The organism is Pseudomonas sp. CAU 1711 (assembly GCF_039888625.1).
In the GTDB taxonomy this organism is placed as follows: Bacteria; Pseudomonadota; Gammaproteobacteria; order Pseudomonadales; family Pseudomonadaceae; genus Aquipseudomonas.
In genome coordinates, this window is the sequence record NZ_JBDQQT010000016.1 from 109,698 (window position 1) to 125,832 (window position 16,135).

18 protein-coding genes and 1 tRNA gene are annotated in these 16,135 nt (G+C 65.5%); 11 read left to right on the forward strand and 8 right to left on the reverse strand.

What is annotated here, in order from left to right:
- Window positions 1-93 precede the first annotated feature (93 nt).
- Both AAFN46_RS17685 and AAFN46_RS17690 read left to right on the forward strand, forming a co-directional pair.
- Window positions 94-825 (forward strand): SDR family oxidoreductase, encoded by a 732-nt coding sequence (locus AAFN46_RS17685; protein WP_347810010.1) that lies wholly within the window; start codon window positions 94-96, stop codon window positions 823-825.
- A gap of 30 nt (window positions 826-855) precedes the next feature.
- Entirely contained in the window at window positions 856-1,062 is a 207-nt protein-coding gene (locus AAFN46_RS17690; RefSeq protein WP_347810011.1) for a 4-oxalocrotonate tautomerase family protein, read from the forward strand.
- 65 nt (window positions 1,063-1,127) lie between these two features.
- Here the strand turns inward: AAFN46_RS17690 and AAFN46_RS17695 are convergent, their stop codons facing one another.
- From AAFN46_RS17695 to hisB, 7 genes are all read right to left on the reverse strand, one after another.
- The gene (locus tag AAFN46_RS17695) at window positions 1,128-1,889 is read right to left on the reverse strand and encodes an ABC transporter substrate-binding protein (protein ID WP_347810012.1); all 762 of its coding nucleotides are present in this window, start codon (window positions 1,887-1,889) and stop codon (window positions 1,128-1,130) included.
- A gap of 136 nt (window positions 1,890-2,025) precedes the next feature.
- Window positions 2,026-2,781, reverse strand: coding sequence for an ABC transporter substrate-binding protein (locus tag AAFN46_RS17700; RefSeq protein WP_347810013.1), 756 nt, complete (start codon window positions 2,779-2,781; stop codon window positions 2,026-2,028).
- Between the two features lie 226 nt (window positions 2,782-3,007).
- Window positions 3,008-3,742, reverse strand: a complete 735-nt coding sequence (locus tag AAFN46_RS17705) for an ABC transporter substrate-binding protein (protein ID WP_347810014.1) — start codon at window positions 3,740-3,742, stop codon at window positions 3,008-3,010.
- A 107-nt stretch (window positions 3,743-3,849) separates the two neighbouring features.
- The gene (gene hisF / locus AAFN46_RS17710) at window positions 3,850-4,608 is read right to left on the reverse strand and encodes an imidazole glycerol phosphate synthase subunit HisF (RefSeq protein ID WP_347810015.1); all 759 of its coding nucleotides are present in this window, start codon (window positions 4,606-4,608) and stop codon (window positions 3,850-3,852) included.
- A 70-nt stretch (window positions 4,609-4,678) separates the two neighbouring features.
- Window positions 4,679-5,437, reverse strand: a complete 759-nt coding sequence (hisA, locus tag AAFN46_RS17715) for a 1-(5-phosphoribosyl)-5-[(5-phosphoribosylamino)methylideneamino]imidazole-4-carboxamide isomerase (protein WP_347810016.1) — start codon at window positions 5,435-5,437, stop codon at window positions 4,679-4,681.
- 98 nt (window positions 5,438-5,535) lie between these two features.
- Window positions 5,536-6,174 (reverse strand): imidazole glycerol phosphate synthase subunit HisH, encoded by a 639-nt coding sequence (gene hisH, locus AAFN46_RS17720; protein ID WP_347810017.1) that lies wholly within the window; start codon window positions 6,172-6,174, stop codon window positions 5,536-5,538.
- Complete coding sequence (hisB, locus tag AAFN46_RS17725; protein ID WP_347810018.1) at window positions 6,175-6,768, reverse strand: imidazoleglycerol-phosphate dehydratase HisB; 594 nt, start codon at window positions 6,766-6,768, stop codon at window positions 6,175-6,177.
- A gap of 133 nt (window positions 6,769-6,901) precedes the next feature.
- Between hisB and AAFN46_RS17730 the strand changes: the two genes are divergently transcribed.
- Window positions 6,902-7,300, forward strand: a complete 399-nt coding sequence (locus tag AAFN46_RS17730; RefSeq protein WP_347810019.1) for an acetyl-CoA sensor PanZ family protein — start codon at window positions 6,902-6,904, stop codon at window positions 7,298-7,300.
- A gap of 84 nt (window positions 7,301-7,384) precedes the next feature.
- Here AAFN46_RS17730 and AAFN46_RS17735 read toward each other — a convergent pair whose 3' ends face one another.
- Window positions 7,385-8,605, reverse strand: a complete 1,221-nt coding sequence (locus AAFN46_RS17735) for a sterol desaturase family protein (RefSeq protein WP_347810020.1) — start codon at window positions 8,603-8,605, stop codon at window positions 7,385-7,387.
- A 103-nt stretch (window positions 8,606-8,708) separates the two neighbouring features.
- Between AAFN46_RS17735 and AAFN46_RS17740 the strand changes: the two genes are divergently transcribed.
- From AAFN46_RS17740 to AAFN46_RS17775, 8 genes are all read left to right on the forward strand, one after another.
- Entirely contained in the window at window positions 8,709-9,809 is a 1,101-nt protein-coding gene (locus AAFN46_RS17740) for an NAD(P)/FAD-dependent oxidoreductase (protein WP_347810021.1), read from the forward strand.
- A 52-nt stretch (window positions 9,810-9,861) separates the two neighbouring features.
- Complete coding sequence (locus tag AAFN46_RS17745; RefSeq protein WP_347810022.1) at window positions 9,862-12,084, forward strand: AsmA family protein; 2,223 nt, start codon at window positions 9,862-9,864, stop codon at window positions 12,082-12,084.
- On the forward strand, window positions 12,081-13,148 hold the full coding sequence (gene mutY / locus AAFN46_RS17750) for an A/G-specific adenine glycosylase (protein ID WP_347810023.1): 1,068 nt from the start codon (window positions 12,081-12,083) through the stop codon (window positions 13,146-13,148). Before AAFN46_RS17745 ends, mutY begins: the two co-directional genes overlap by 4 nt.
- A complete protein-coding gene (locus AAFN46_RS17755) occupies window positions 13,145-13,417 on the forward strand; it encodes an oxidative damage protection protein (RefSeq protein WP_068827459.1) in 273 nt (90 codons plus the stop codon). The genes mutY and AAFN46_RS17755 overlap by 4 nt, the downstream gene beginning before the upstream one ends.
- 124 nt (window positions 13,418-13,541) lie before the next feature.
- Window positions 13,542-13,617 (forward strand) — tRNA-Phe (locus AAFN46_RS17760).
- 94 nt (window positions 13,618-13,711) lie between these two features.
- Window positions 13,712-13,930 (forward strand): hypothetical protein, encoded by a 219-nt coding sequence (locus AAFN46_RS17765; RefSeq protein ID WP_347810024.1) that lies wholly within the window; start codon window positions 13,712-13,714, stop codon window positions 13,928-13,930.
- Window positions 13,931-13,934: 4 nt separating this feature from the next.
- Entirely contained in the window at window positions 13,935-15,023 is a 1,089-nt protein-coding gene (locus AAFN46_RS17770; RefSeq protein ID WP_347810025.1) for a site-specific integrase, read from the forward strand.
- A 466-nt stretch (window positions 15,024-15,489) separates the two neighbouring features.
- Window positions 15,490-16,026, forward strand: coding sequence for an AAA family ATPase (locus AAFN46_RS17775; RefSeq protein WP_347810026.1), 537 nt, complete (start codon window positions 15,490-15,492; stop codon window positions 16,024-16,026).
- Window positions 16,027-16,135: the final 109 nt, after the last annotated feature.

A 16,135-nucleotide genomic window follows, 5' to 3' on the forward strand; every position in this document is an offset into this window, starting at 1 on the left:
AGTGATCTAAGCCAGATTTATCCACATTTTCGTCCTGAATACAGTGCCCGACAGCGCACCGGCTCCCCGGTGCCCCATCCCGAGGAGTCTGTCATGCACGACACAGCGAAAACGGCGATCGTCACCGGTGCCTCCAGCGGCATCGGCCTGGCCATCGCCGAAACCTTCCTGGCCCGCGGTTACAACGTGGTCGGCAACGCGCGCAATGCCATGCGCCTGGAGCAGGCCGCCGCCCGCCTGGGCGAGCGCTTTCTCGGCGTCGCCGGCGATATCGCCGAGCCGGCCACCGCCGACCTGCTGGTCGAGCGCACGTTGCAACGCTTCGGCCGCATCGACGTGCTGGTCAACAACGCCGGCGTGTTCATCGCCAAACCCTTCGCCGACTACGCCGCGGAGGAGCTGGAACGGCTGCTCGCCACCAACCTCAAGGGCGTGGTGTACGCCAGCCAGGCGGTCGCCGCCCACATGATCGAACGGCGCAGCGGGCATATCGTCAACATCACCGCCAGCATCGCCCTGCAGCCCCTGCTCAAGGTGCCGGCGGCGCTGCCGGTGCTGATCAAGGGCGGCCTCAACCAGATGACCCGCGCCCTGGCCCTGGAACTCGCCCCGCACAACGTGCAGGTCAATGCCGTGGCGCCGGGGCTGATCGACACGCCCATGCATGCCCCCGAAAGCCATGCCTTCCTCGCCGACCTGCAGCCGGCCGGACGCATCGGCACGCCGCAGGAGATCGCCGAGGCGGTGCTGCACCTCAGCGAGGCCGCCTTCACCACCGGCGCCGTGCTGCCGGTGGACGGCGGTATGAGCAGCGGCGCCTGGTAACCCTTCCCCCAACCCACAGGAGTCAACGACATGCCCTTCATCAGCCTGCGCATCACCAAGGACGGCGTCACCCGCGAGCAGAAAGCCCAGGTCATCGCCGAGTTCACCGAGACCCTGCAACGGGTGCTGAACAAGCGCCCCGAGCTGACCCATATCGTCATCGAGGAGGTCGACACCGATAACTGGGGTGTGGCCGGCATCACCACCACCGAGTACCGGCGCCAGCCCGCGCACTGAGCCCGACGAGCGCTACCGGGCCCGGACGGCAGCACTGCCCTCCGGGCCTTCTTTGCGCAGCCCGCTTACTGCACGTAGCTCTGGAAGATCTGCTCCACCCGGCCGCTGGCGCGCAGCCCGTCGAGCGCCTTCTGCAGACGCTCAACCACCTCGTCCGGGGTCTCCGGGTTCAGCGCCAGGTACAGCTGGGCACTGTCGAAGCGCAGTACGGTCTTCAGGCCGGTGACGCCCTCCTGCTTGGCCAGATAGCGGCCGGCGGGGTCGCCGGTGGCCCACAGGTCGATCTTACCTGCCTGCAGCTTGTGCGCGTTCTCCTGGTCGCGGAACGAGCTGATCGGCTGCAGCCCCTGCTTGAGCAGGTGCTCCTCGATGGCATCACCCTTGTAGGCGCCGACCTTGTAGGACTTGGCCTGCTCCAGGCTGATCAGGTTGATGGTGCTGTCGGCCCGTGCCAGCATCACCCAGTCGTCCGGGCCGATCGGGCCGACCCACTTGAACAGCTTCTCCCGCTCGGGCAGCTTGGCCGCGACGAAGACGCCGTGATTCGGCATCTCCAGGGCCATCTTGTAGATGCGCGCCCAGGGGAAACGCAGAGTCATGTGGTACTGGATGCCGGCCTTGTTGAAGGTCTCGCGCACCACCTCCACGGCTATGCCCGCGAGGTTCTCCTCACGGGCATAGTTCTTGCCGTTGGTGGCCATGTTGTAGGGCGGGAAGTTCTCGGTGAGCAGCACCACCCTGTAGTCCTCAGGCAGCTCGGCATGCACCAGGGAGGAGAACAGCAGGCCAGCGCCCAGCAACAGTCTGGTCAGTCGCTTCGACAGCATATCCGTTTCCTTGACAGTCGGGAGAGACGGGAAGGCAGCGACCTCCCGCCCGCGACGGGCACGACGGCCGGCCCGGGGCTGCAGGGTAGCACGGAGACACCGCCCCGGCGCAACGGCGCCGGGCGGTCTGGGCGACTCAGAGATAGCTGTTGGTAATCTCGTCGACGTAGCCTTCGGCGCGCAACTCGTCCAACGCCTTCTGCAGACGCTCGACCACCTCGTCCGGGGTCTCCTTGTTCAGCGCCAGGTAAAGCTCGGCGCTGTTGAAGCGCAGCGCCACCTGCAGGCCACTGGCACCTTCCTGCTTGGCGATGTAGCGGCCGACCGGGTCGGTGGTGGCCCACAGGTCGATCTTGCCGCTCATCAGCTTGGCCACGTTCTCCTGATCACGCAGCGAGTTGATCGGCGTCATGCCCTGGGCCTCGAGGTGCTGGCTCACCGCATCGTTCTTGTAGGCACCGATGGTGTACTTGGCCGCCTCCTTCAGGCTGTTCAGCTTGATGCTGCTACCCGGCGCGGCCAGCAGTACCCACTCGCTCTTGGCCAAGGGACCGACCCACTTGAACAGCGGCTTGCGCTCCTCGGTATAGGTGGTGGAGAACAGGCCGTAGTTGGGCTTGTCCAGGGTCAGGCGATAGATGCGGTCCCAGGGGAAGCGCAGGCTCAGGTTGTAGCCAATGCCGGCGCGCTTGAAGATTGCGCGCGTCAGGTCGGCGCTGATGCCGTCGATATTCTCGTCGCGGGCGAAGTTCTTCTCGTCGATGGCCATGTTGAACGGCGGGAAGTTCTCCGTCAGCAGTATCACCTTGTAGTCTTCGGTGATTTCGGCGTGCGCGCCACCAGCTAGGGCGAGCAGACCGATAGACAGGGCCTTGCGCAGATATTTCAGCATTGCAGTACAGCTCCGGAGTTATGGTTGTTTGGACGACTTCTCTGCAAGTGACCGCCCGCGATGGGCGGCGTCCGACCGGTATGCCGACCGGCGCGGAAGGAAACCAGCATAGTGCCGACGCCACCCGCCGGCTACCTTGAATTGCGTCACGCCGGCATCGACCAGAGGAGTCACTCAGCGGCGAAAGCGGGTAAGCAGCGCACCACTTTAGCGCAGCTGTGGCGCCTCAGTACTTCTGCGCGATGGCCTGCAGCTGGCCCTCGCCGCGTAGTTGTTCGAGGGCGGCGCGCAGCTTGTCCACGGTGGCATCGGCGGTCTGCCGGTTGAGCGCCAGATAGAGGTCGCCGCGCCCGAAAGTCAGCGCCACGCGGAAGTCCCGATAGCCCTGCTGGCGAGCCAGGTACTGGCCGGCGATCGATGAGGTCACCCACAGATCGATCTGGCCCTTGGCCAGACGCTCGGGGTTCTCCTTGTCATACAGCGACAGCTGCACGGTCAGACCATCGTCGACCAGCCTCTGGCTCGGTGCATCGCCCTTGTAGCCGCCCAGGCGATACTGGCGGGCCTGCTCCAGGCTGCCCAGCCGGATCGACGAGTCGCCCCGCGCCAGCAGCACCCAGTCTTCGCCGGCGATGGGGCCGACCCACTTGAACAGCGCCTCGCGCTCGGCAGTGCGCGCCACAGAGAACAGGCCATAGCCCGCGTCCTTGAGAGCCTGGTCGTACACCCGCTGCCAGGGGAAGCGGAGAATCTGCCGGCACTCGACGGCGGCACGCTGACAGACCAGGCGCAGGGTCTCCGCGCTGATGCCGGTGATGCCTTCGTCGCGGGCGAAGTTGCCACCGCTGACGGCCATGTTGAAGGGAGGGAGGTTTTCCGTGAGCAGGACCAGGGACTCGGCACGTGCGGAAACGGTGCCGACCAATAGCAGAAGCAGGGCCAGCAGCCTGGGGAAGAGCATGGGGACTCCTTGTCGATGAAAAGGGAGGTTCGTCGGCGACGAACTTATCCCTATCATTTTAGCCGTCCGTCAGCGAGGCCGGCTAACGACTTCCGCACAGCTGGACGTCAACGCACCACTATGCCGCGGCTGGCCAGATAGGCCTTGGCCTCCGGCACGCTGTACTCGCCGAAGTGGAAGATGCTCGCCGCCAGCACCGCGTCGGCCTTGCCCTCGAGGATACCGGCCGCCAGGTGCTCCAGATTGCCGACGCCGCCGGAGGCGATCACCGGGATGCCCACGGCCTCGCTGATGGCGCGGGTCACGCCGAGGTCGTAGCCGCTCTTCACGCCGTCCTGGTCCATGCTGGTCAGGAGGATCTCGCCGGCGCCCAGGCCTTCCATCTTCTTCGCCCACTCGACCGCATCCAGGCCGGTCGGCTTGCGTCCGCCGTGGGTGAAGATCTCCCAGCGCCCCGGCGCAACCTTCTTGGCGTCGATGGCCACCACTATGCACTGCGAGCCGAAGCGGTCGGCCGCCTCGCCGACGAATTCGGGGGTGAACACCGCGGCGGTGTTGATCGATACCTTGTCGGCACCGGCATTGAGCAGGTTGCGGATGTCCTGCACGGTACGCACGCCGCCTCCCACGGTCAGCGGGATGAACACCTGGCTGGCCATGCGCTCGACCGTGTGCAGGGTGGTGTCACGGCCATCGACGCTGGCGGTGATGTCGAGGAAGGTGATCTCGTCGGCGCCCTGCTCGTCGTAGCGGCGGGCGATTTCGACGGGGTCGCCGGCGTCGCGGATGTTCTCGAACTTGACGCCCTTGACCACGCGACCGTTGTCCACGTCGAGGCAGGGGATGATGCGCTTAGCCAATGCCATGTTTTTCTCCGAAAAAGAGCTGCAAGCTACAAGCTCAAAGCCTCAAGACGAAGCCAGAGCAGGCAGCGCCTCAACTTGAAGCTTGGGGCTTGCCGCTTGCCGCTGCATCGCAAAAGGCCTGCGCCTCGGCCACGTCCAGGGTGCCTTCGTAGATCGCGCGGCCGGTGATGGCGCCGATAATGCCGGGGGCCCTCGCGGCTAGCAGCTTCTCGATATCGCCGAGGTTGTGGATGCCGCCGGAAGCGATCACCGGAATCTTGCTGGCGGCGGCCAAGGCCGCGGTGGCCTCGACGTTGCAGCCCTGCATCATGCCGTCTTTGGCGATGTCGGTATAAACGATGGCGGATACGCCGTCGGCCTCGAAACGCTTGGCCAGGTCGGTGGCCTGCACGCTGGAGACCTCGGCCCAGCCGTCGGTGGCGACGAAACCATCCTTGGCATCCAGGCCGACGATGACCTTGCCGGGGAAGGCCTTGCATGCCTCGCTGACGAACTCAGGCTCCTTCACCGCCTTGGTGCCGATGATCACGTAGCTGACACCGGCGCGCACATAGTGCTCGATGGTCTCCAGGGTACGGATGCCGCCGCCGATCTGGATCGGCAGGTTCGGGTAGCGCCGGGCGATGGCGGTGACCACCTCGCCGTTGACCGGCTGGCCCTCGAAGGCGCCGTTGAGGTCGACCAGGTGCAGGCGGCGGCAACCGCCCTCGACCCACTTGGCGGCCATGCTCACCGGGTCCGTGGAGAACACCGTGGAGTCTTCCATGCGGCCCTGGCGCAGGCGCACGCAGGCGCCGTCCTTCAGATCGATAGCGGGGATAATCAGCATCGCTTTTTTCCTAACGTCAAAAAGAGCGGCAAGCTGCAAGCCTCAAGCTGCAAGCAAGCGCGAATCAAACTTGTGGCTCGCCGCTTGAAGCTTGCGGCTCACCTGCGACCATCCCAGCCGACGAAGTTCTGCAGCAGCTGCAGACCGTGGCTATGGCTCTTCTCCGGGTGGAACTGCACGGCGAACCTGGAGCCCTCGGCCAGGGCCGCGGCGAAGTCCTTGCCGTAGTGGCCGCGGCCGACCACCTGGGCCGGGTTGCCGGCCTCGATGTAGTAGCTGTGCACGAAGTAGAAGCGGCCCATATCCGGAATCTCGTGCCAGAGCGGGTGGTCGAGGCTCTGCCGCACTTCGTTCCAGCCCATATGCGGCACCTTGAGCTGCTCGCCGTCTTCGACCAGGTCCTTGCCGAAGAAGCGCACCTGGCCGGGGAACAGGCCGATGCAGTCGACCCCACCGTTCTCTTCGCTGCGCTCCAGCAGGGCCTGCATGCCGACGCAGATGCCGAGGAACGGCCGGTCCTGACTGACCTCGCGCACCAGGGCGTCGAAGCCCAGGCGTTTGATTTCGGCCATGCAGTCGCGGATCGCGCCAACGCCGGGGAACACCACGCGATCGGCCTCGCGGATCACATTGGCATCGCTGGTGACGACCACGCGGCCGGCGCCGACATGCTCCAGCGCCTTGGCCACCGAGTGCAGGTTACCCATGCCGTAATCGATAACAGCGACGGTCTGCATTTACAGGGTGCCCTTGGTCGACGGCATCTGCCCGGCCATGCGCGGGTCCAGCTCCACGGCCATGCGCAGGGCGCGGCCGAAGGCCTTGAACACGGTCTCGATCTGGTGGTGGGTGTTGTGCCCGCGCAGGTTGTCGATATGCAGCGACACCTGAGCATGGTTGACGAAGCCCTGGAAGAACTCCTGGAACAGGTCCACGTCGAAGCCGCCGACCACCGCGCGGGTGAAGGGCACGTGCATCTGCAGGCCGGGGCGGCCGGAGAAGTCGATCACCACGCGTGACAGCGCCTCGTCCAGCGGCACATAGGAGTGGCCGTAACGGGTCATGCCCTTCTTGTCGCCGACGGCCTTGGCGAAGGCCTGGCCGAGGGTGATGCCGACGTCTTCCACGGTGTGGTGGTCGTCGATGTGCAGGTCGCCCTTGCAATGGATGTCCAGGTCGATCAGGCCGTGACGGGCGATCTGGTCGAGCATGTGCTCGAGGAACGGCACGCCAATATCGAACTTGGCCTTGCCGGTGCCATCCAGGTTGATCGAGACCTTGATCTGGGTCTCCAGGGTGTTGCGCTCGACGGATGCCGTACGTTCGGCCATCTCCAGCTCCACAGGCTACTCATGGAAAAAGGCCGCCATTATAGGCGGGGCACGGCTTGGCCGGCTACCGACGCGGGCTATCGGGGCGATTGACGGAGCCTTACACTGCAGGTTCCCGTCGCGAGGAGGCAGCATGCCCGTTCTGCTAGAAATCGTCAGCCGCCCGTCTGCCCAGGATCACAGCGACCTGGGCAAGGTCTACGCCGACGCACCGGACTGGCTGCTGGCGCCCTACGCCAGCATCGACGCCCTGCTGGCCGACGGCATCGGCAGCGGCAGGCTGATCGCCGGGCGCCTCGACGGCCGCCTGCTCGGCGCCGCCCTGCTGGAGCGCGGCGAGGCGCACTGGCGCCTGTCGCACCTGTGCGTGCGCAAGCCCGACCGCAAGCGCGGCGTGGGCCGGCGCATCCTCGACGAGGCGCGGCGCATGGCGCGCGAGGCCGGCAAGCAGTTGCACCTGGCGGCGCCCAAGGACCATCTGGAGAGCCAGGCCCTGGCCGCGCGCAGCGGCCTGCCGCTGGATAGCCTGTAGGCTGGGTCGGACCGCGCAGGTAGAGGCGCGCAGCGCCGAAACCCAGCGCCGCACCCTTGCTGAGCCTACCTGCGCGGCCCCAGCCTAAGCCCGCGCAAACTGCGGCCTGGCCGCCAGCCACACCAGCCACAGCAGGCTGGCCAGGCACAGCCCAACCAGACCCAGGCCCAGGCCCAGCGCCAGCTGCTGCGGCGCCAGCCACAGCGCCCAGGCCAGCGCCATGCCGGCCATCAGCAGCTGACGAGCGGCTTCCACCTTCCATAACGCGCGCCGCCCCTCGAACAGCAGGCCCAGGCCGACGCAGCCGGCCAGCACCGGCGGCACCAGCAGCAGCGCCTGCCACAGCTCGGCCTGCCTGAGCGCGGCCAGATAACCGAGGGCCATGGCATTGATCGCCACGAACTGGACGAAGGCGTACCACCTCAGGCTGGCCGGATAGGCGCAGTCGAACTTGTCCTCGCGCATCGATGGCCAGGGCCGCGCGGCGACATCCGCCGGGCGCCAGCCGGTGGGCATCCACCACAGGCGCAGCTTGTCCCACCAGGAGCGCGTCGCCAGCGCGTCGGCCCAGAGCAGGCGCCACCAGGAGAACTGCAGGCGCAGCGGATCGAAGGTGCGCACCGGGGTGGTCACGCCGAAGCGCACCGGCTCGTCCTCGTCGGCGAAGGTGCCGAACAGGCGGTCCCAGACGATGAATACGCCGCCGTGGTTGCGGTCGATGTAGGCGTCGTTCTGCCCGTGGTGCACGCGGTGGTTGCTCGGCGTGACCATAAACCACTCGAGGAACCCCAGGCGGCCGATATGCTGGCTGTGAATCCAGAACTGGTAGACCAGCTGCGCGCCGAGCAGCACCAGGAACAGCGGCAGCGGCAGGCCGAGCAGGGCCAGCGGCAGGTAGAAGGGCCAATCGAAGGCGGGCTGCAAGGCGCCCTTGCGCAGGGCGGTGGACAGGTTGAAGTCCTCGCTGCTGTGGTGCGGCTGGTGCGCACCCCACAGCAGGTTGTAGCGGTGCAGGCTGCGGTGCGCCCAGTAGAAGCAGAAATCCACGGCGACGAAGCCGAGCAGCCAGGTCCAGGGCGAAGTCGGATCCAGCGTCCACAGCCGCGCATGCTCGTACAGCCAGGCATAGGGAATCACCAGCAGCAGGCGCAGCGGTCCTTCCAGCAGCACGCGCAGCACGGCGGTATCGATGCTGGTCACCGCGTCGGCCAGGCGATAGGTGTGCCGGCCGCTCCAGCGCTCGTAGGCGAGCTCCAGCAGGATCAGCAGGATATACAGCGGCACGGCCATCACCACCACATTCATTGGCAACCTCGCTGACGATGCCTTGTTGTTATGCTGCCAGCCTACTCCCAGAACGCCGGCAACGGATGGGCCGCTGCCGCCAGACCCGCCCACCGGACACGCCATGGACTCCATCGACCTGCTGATCATCGGCGCCGGCGCCCTCGGCCTGGCCTGCGCCGCGCGCCTGGCCCGGCCCGGTTTGAGCTGCCTGATCGTCGAGCAGGAGGGGCTGATCGGCAGCCACGCCTCCAGCCGCAACTCCGAGGTGATCCACGCCGGCCTCTACTACCCGCCCGGCTCGCTCAAGGCCAAGCTGTGCCTGGAGGGCCGCGAGCGCCTGTACGCCTGGTGCGCGCGCCACGGCGTGGCGCACCGGCGCATCGGCAAGCTGCTGGTGGCGGTGGAGCCGGACGAGATCGCCCGCCTGGAAGCCCTGCAGGGCAATGCCCGCGCCTGCGGCGTGGATGACCTGCAGGCGCTGGACGCCCGCCAGCTCGCCGCACTGGAACCTGCCGTGCGCGGCGCCGCCGCCCTGCTCTCGCCCAGCACCGGCATCCTCGACAGCCATGCCTACCTGCAGTCGCTGCTGGCCGTCGCCGAAGCCGGCGGCGCGCAACTGGTACTGCGTACCCGGGTCGACGGCCTGCACCCCATGCCCGGGGGCTGGCGGGTCGAGGGTAGCAGCGCCGGCCAGCCCTTCGCCCTGCGCGCCGAACGGGTGATCAATGCCGCCGGCCCATTCGCCCAACACCTCGCCCAGCACACCCAAGGCCTGCGCGAGGCGCCGCCGCTGCGCCTGTGCCAGGGCCGCTACTTCGGCTACAGCGGGCGCAGCCCCTTCTCCCGCCTGATCTACCCCATGCCCGAAGCGAATACCGCCGGCCTGGGCATCCACGCCACCCTCGACCTCGGCGGCCAGCTGCGCTTCGGGCCGGACGTGCGCTACGTCGACGCACTGGACTACGGTGTCGACGAGAGCCTGCGCCAACCCTTCGCCGCGGCCATCGCCCGCTACTTCCCGGCCCTCGACCCGGCCCGCCTGCAGCCGGCCTACTGCGGCGTGCGGGCCAAGCTGGTCGGCCCCGGGGAACCGGCCGCCGACTTCGTCATCCAACACCCTGGCATCCACGGCCTGGCGGGGCTGGTCAATCTGTTCGGCATCGAGTCGCCGGGGCTGACCGCCAGCCTGGCCATCGCCGAGCGGGTCGCCGCCAGTTTCTGAGCCGGCGTTATACTCCCGCCCTTAATAGAAGAACCCACACAAGGATCGGTCCATGAAAGCCTTCGGCAAAATCCTCGGGCTGCTGCTGCTCGGCCTGCTGCTGATCGTCATCGGCCTCGGCTTCGCCCTCACCCACCTGTTCGACCCCAACGACTACAAGGGCGAGATCCAGCAACTGGCCCGCGACAAGGCCAACCTCGAACTGCAGCTCAAGGGCGACATCGGCTGGAGCCTGTTCCCCTGGCTCGGCCTGGAGCTGACCGACGCCACCCTGGCCAGCGCCGACACCCCGGACCAGCCCTTCGCCGACCTGCGCCTGCTCGGCCTGTCGGTGCGCGTGCTGCCGCTGCTGCGCAAGGAAGTGCAGATGAGCGACATCCGCGTCGACGGCCTCAACCTGACCCTGCAGCGCGACAAGCAAGGCCGCGGCAACTGGGAAGGCCTGGGCCGCCCGGCCAAGACCGAAGCCGCCAGCGACACGCCAACCACGCCCGAACGCCAGGCGCAGAACGGCGAGGCGCCGGCGCAGCAGGGCGGCCAGCCGCTCAAGCTGGATATCGACAGCCTCAGCATCAGCAACTCGCGCATCGACTACCACGACGCCCAGCACGGCCAGCAGTTCAGCGCCGAGGGCATCGAGCTGACCACCGGCGCCATCCGCGAAAGCGCCGACATCCCGATCAAGCTGCTGGCCTTCCTCGCCAGCAACAAGCCGGTGCTGCGCGCCAAGACCGAGCTGCAAGGCCTGCTGCGCTTCGACCGCGCGCTCAAGCGCTACCAGCTGCAGGACCTCAAGCTGGCCGGCGAAGCCTCCGGCGAGCCGCTGAACGGCAAGACCCTGACCTTCGCCAGCCAGGGCCAGCTGCTGCTCGACCAGTCCGCCCAGGTCGCCGAGTGGACCGGCATCAAGCTCTCCGCCAACCAGCTGCGCGCCCTCGGCGAACTCAAGCTGCGCGACCTGGACAAGAGCGCCAAGCTCGAAGGCAGTCTGTCGCTGGCGCAGTTCAACCTGCGCGAGTTCCTCGACGGCCTCGGTGTGGCCCTGCCGGCCATGCGCGACCCGAACACCCTGAGCCGCGTCGAGCTGTCCACCCGTCTGGCCGGCACACCGACCAGCATCGTCCTCGACGACCTGGCGCTGAAGCTCGACGACAGCAGCTTCGCCGGCAAGCTGACCATCGCCGACCTCGACAAGCAGGCCCTGCGCCTGCAGCTCAAGGGCGACCAGCTCGACCTCGACCGCTACCTGCCGCCCGAGGACAAGGACGCCAGCGCCGGCGCCGCGCGCAAGAGCGAGGTCAAGCAGGCCGTCGCCGCCGCCGGCAAGAGCGGCACCACGCCGCTGCCGGACGCGCCGACCCAGCAGGCCTGGAGCAGCCAGCCCATGCTGCCGCTGGAGACCCTGCGCAAGCTGGATATCCAGGCCGCCCTGCGTCTGGACCGCCTGACCCTGAGCAAGCTGCCGATCGAGGCCGCCAGCCTCAAGGCCGGCGCCAAGGGCGGCCTGATCGACCTGCAGGAGCTGCGCGGCGACCTGCACGGCGGCGAGTTCGCGCTCGCCGCACAGCTCGACGCTCGCCCCCAGGTGCCCGTGCTCAGCGCCCGCCCGCAGATCAGGCGCATCCCCGTGGAGAAGCTGATCGAGGCCCAGGGTGAGAAGGCCCCGCTGCGCGGCAGGCTCGACCTGAATGCCGACATCCGCACCCAGGGCAACAGCCAGAAGGCCTGGGTCGACGCCCTGAACGGCAAGGCCGACTTCGCCCTGAGCGACGGCGTGCTGGTCGACGCCAACCTGGAGCAGCAGCTGTGCCAGGGCATCGCCACCCTCAACCGCAAGTCGCTGTCCGGCGAGCCACGCGGCAAGGACACCCCCTTCGAGGAGCTGCGCGGCAGCCTCAAGCTGCGCAACGGCGTGGCCAGCAACCCCGACCTCAAGGCACGCATCCCCGGCCTGACGGTCAACGGCCACGGCGATGTCGACCTGCGCGTGCTGGGCATGGACTACCGCGTCGGCATCGTCATCGAGGGCGACAAGGGCGCCATGCCGGACCCGGCCTGCCAGGTCAACGAACGCTATGTCGGCATCGAATGGCCGCTGCTCTGCCGCGGCCCGCTGGAGCTCGGCGCCAAGGCCTGCCGCGTGGACAAGAACGGCCTGACCAAGGTCGCCGCCAAGCTGGCCGGCAACAAGCTCAGCGAGAAGATCGAGGAGAAGCTCGGCGACAAGGTCAGCCCGGAACTCAAGGACGCGCTCAAGGGCCTGTTCAACCGATGAGTCCCGAGCAGTTCAGCGGCGCCGTGCTGGCCTGGTACGACCAGCACGGGCGCAAGGACCTGCCCTGGCAGCAGGGCATCACCCCGTACCGGGTGTGGGTTTCCGAGATCATGCTGCAGCAGACCCAGGTCGGCACGGTGCTCGGCTACTTCGATCGTTTCATGGACGCCCTGCCGACGGTCGAGGCCCTCGCAGCCGCATCCGAGGACGAGGTGCTGCATCTGTGGACCGGTCTCGGCTACTACAGCCGCGCGCGCAACCTGCACAAGGCGGCGAAGACGCTGGTCGAGCGGCATGGCGGCGAATTCCCGCGCTCGGTCGAGGCGCTCGCCGAGCTGCCCGGCATCGGCCGCTCCACCGCCGGCGCCATCGCCAGCCTGAGCATGGGCCTGCGCGCGCCGATCCTCGACGGCAACGTCAAGCGCGTGCTGGCCCGCTACCAGGCCCAGCACGGCTATCCCGGCGAACCCAAGGTGGCCGAGCAGCTATGGCAACTGGCCGAACAACTGACCCCGCATGAGCGGGTCAATCACTACACCCAGGCGATGATGGACCTGGGCGCCACCCTCTGCACCCGCAGCAAGCCCAGCTGCCTGCTGTGCCCGGTGCGCGAAGGCTGCCGCGCCCACCTGCTCGGTCGCGAGAGCGCCTTCCCCGAGCCCAAGCCGCGCAAGGCCCTGCCGCAGAAACGCACCCTGATGCCGCTGCTGGCCAATCGCGAGGGCGCCATCCTGCTCTACCGGCGCCCCTCCAGCGGCCTGTGGGGCGGCCTGTGGAGCCTGCCGGAACTGGACGACCTGAGCGCCCTCGACGAGCTGGCGCAACGGCACGCCCTGCAACTCGGCGAGCGCCATGCACTGAGCGGACTGAGCCACACCTTCAGCCACTTCCAGCTGGCCATCGAACCCTGGCTGATCCGCGTGGAGCAGCCGGCAGCCGCCGTGGCCGAGGGCGACTGGCTCTGGTATAACCTCGCCAGCCCGCCGCGCCTGGGCCTGGCCGCCCCGGTGAAGAAGCTCCTCAAGCGAGCCGCGCAAGAACTGAATGCAGGAGAAGAGTCATGAGCCGTACCGTGCACTGCCGCAAATACAACGAGGACCTGCCCGGCCTCGACCGCCCGCCCTACCCCGGCGCCAAGGGTCAGGACATCTTCGACAACGTGTCGAAGAAGGCCTGGGACGAATGGCAGGCGCACCAGACGATGCTGATCAACGAGCGCCGGCTGAACATGATGAACGCCGAGGACCGCAAGTTCCTCCAGGCCGAGATGGACAAGTTCCTCTCCGGCCAGGACTACGCCCAAGCCGACGGCTATGTGCCGCCGAGCGCCTGATGCGAACGCGGGCCGAAAACGGCCCGCGCCCCTCGGAAATTTCGTAACCGCCCGTCTGCACTGAAATTTTTTTCATTCTCTCGCTTGACACTGCAAAGCCAAATCCGTTTAATTGCGCCCCGTTGCCCAGGTAGCTCAGTCGGTAGAGCAGGGGATTGAAAATCCCCGTGTCGGCGGTTCGATTCCGTCCCTGGGCACCAAGAATTTCAAGGGCTTAGTGCAACGCTAAGTCTAGTTCCTTGCTCCAGAGGTACAGTTTCGGTGCACTGCCGATGCTCAGCCCCTGGAGCAGCGATGAAAATCCCCGAAAGCCCCCTCCCCCAGTCTCAATTCAAAGCACACGCGCTTAGCCCCCATAGCGGCGTTATTTCTTCCGAACGCTCGAAGCTTAATCGCGCCCTCTTCAACCAGCGTCGCCCACAGGAATTGTTCACTAACTTCCAGTTATTCCCTTCGATGCTGCCAGATGCGCCCAAAGTGGTTCCTGGCCGCTCCCATCAGATCGAGGGATGAAGGAATGGCAACGATCAAAGATATTCCCGGCAAAAGAGGCACCAAACACAAAGCCGTCATTCGCCGCAAAGGCTACCCCACCGTCAGCAAGACCTTCCGACTGAAGAAGGATGCAGAAAACTGGGCCAGGGGCGTGGAAGATGAGATGAGCCGTCGCGTTTATATTCATCGCGTAGCCTCGGAAAAAACCACCTTGCGAATGGCGATGGAGCGCTACCTAGCCGAGGTCTCCCCCACCAAGAGCGAGTCCACTCAAAAGTCAGAGAAAACAAAATCAAAGCCTCTGATTCGGATCCTCGGCTCTTACTCCCTCGCCGCACTGACTCCAAACGTGATCGCTGGTTACCGCGACAAGCGGCTCAATGAGAACACTCAAGCCAAATCGAACAACCCCTCCACACCTAAGCGCAAGGTCAGCGCTAGCACCGTGCGTCACGAGCTTGCGCTGCTAAGCCACCTGTTCACCACGGCGATCCAGGAGTGGCACATTGGCCTGACTCATAATCCGATCACTGGCGTACGCAAACCCAGCCCTGGTAGAGGGAGAAATCGACACCTTGGGGCAGATGAGGAAGCCAGGCTACTGGAAGCAGTTAGAGCCTATCCAAACCCTTTTCTAGGGTGGATCGTAGAACTGGCCCTAGAAAGCGCTATGCGCCTGGGAGAGGTCTCAGGTATCACTGTGGAGCAAATAGACCTGCAAAGGCGCGTCATCATGCTGCCAGACACCAAGAATGGGGATGTAAGGCTCGTACCCCTGAGCAAGCGCGCAACGGAAGTCATGCGGCTTGCCTTGGCCTTCCCCCGCCCCAAGGACACCAGTCTCGTTTTCTTCGGAGAGCCCGGCCGGGACGACGTACGTCGTCCTTATATCTTCAACAAGCCCTGGCGAGACATAAAAACACGCCTCGGAATGTCTGACTTTCGATTCCACGACCTCAGGCACGAAGCTATCAGTCGACTGATTTCCGCTGGGGTTACGGATCAGCAGACAGCGGCGATCAGCGGGCACAGATCCATGCAAATGCTAAAGCGGTACACACACCTACGCGGAGAAACGTTGGTCGACATACTTGATCGAATCAAACGCTGACAGAGCGAACACCAAAGGGGGCTACGGCCCCCTTTTTTGTCGCGAGAAACTGCAGCTCGCCAACGGCAAGACGCTCAAGGGGCTCAAGATGTGCAAGGTACGCAGGCTCTCAAGGCCCTCGCACAGGGCGAGGTAACTACCTATTTTTACGGGTGATTACCGGTTTTTACCCGTTTTTGTTCACTCGCTACCAGCTATTAGGGGTATTAACACAACGGAGCAACACGATGAGCTCGCGAGCACATACCCTGACTGAAACCCTGGAAGCACGTTATGGCGCGATACTGACAATCGACATGCTGGCTGACGTGCTCCATCGGCCGAGCGAATCGCTCCGGCAATGGCTCAATAAGAGCAATGAGCCTGCCGCTGAAACTCTGCGCAAAGCGCGAAGAAGAGTCGGTCGCCGCTCTTACTTTGTAACCTCAGAGATAGCTCAGATTATTTCGAACGAGGGCCGCGTCGAATGAGCAGATATCAAGCAGTTCTGACTTCCGCCGCCGACGTGCGGCCGCAGCCAATTTCTTGGTTATGGGATAAATGGATAGCTCGTGGAAAAATCAGCATCCTCGCCGGCGCAGGTGGATGCGGCAAAACAACCTTGGCCCTATCTCTAGCGGCGATTAACTCTATTGGAGCGGCGTGGCCAGATGGAACCCCAAGCCATGGGGCCGGCAAAACGCTTATATGGTCCGCAGAGGATGATATTGAAGACACACTCACTCCGCGCCTGATTGCAGCAGGAGCTAATCTAAACTCGGTTTTTTTCGTCAGCGGACGCCAGAACGAGCACGGAGAACTCCAGCCATTCAACCCTGCCCGAGATCTCTCGCTGCTCAATGAGCGTGCAGAGCAAATTGGCGGCGTATCTCTACTGTTGGTTGATCCCATCGTTTCGCTCGTGTCTGGCGACATGCATCGGGCAAACGACGTTCGTAACGCACTCCAGCAACTGGTCGATTTTGCAGCCCGATGGAACTGTTCGGTATTAGGGAAGGTCTGAACTAGACCGGTTTTTCTGGCTGACTTCGGCCTTCGCCAACTTTGAAAGCGGCCAGTGGGTCAAAATCGACCAGATGGCTCGCTCATTTCGGTGTTTCTGGCCGCCGCAA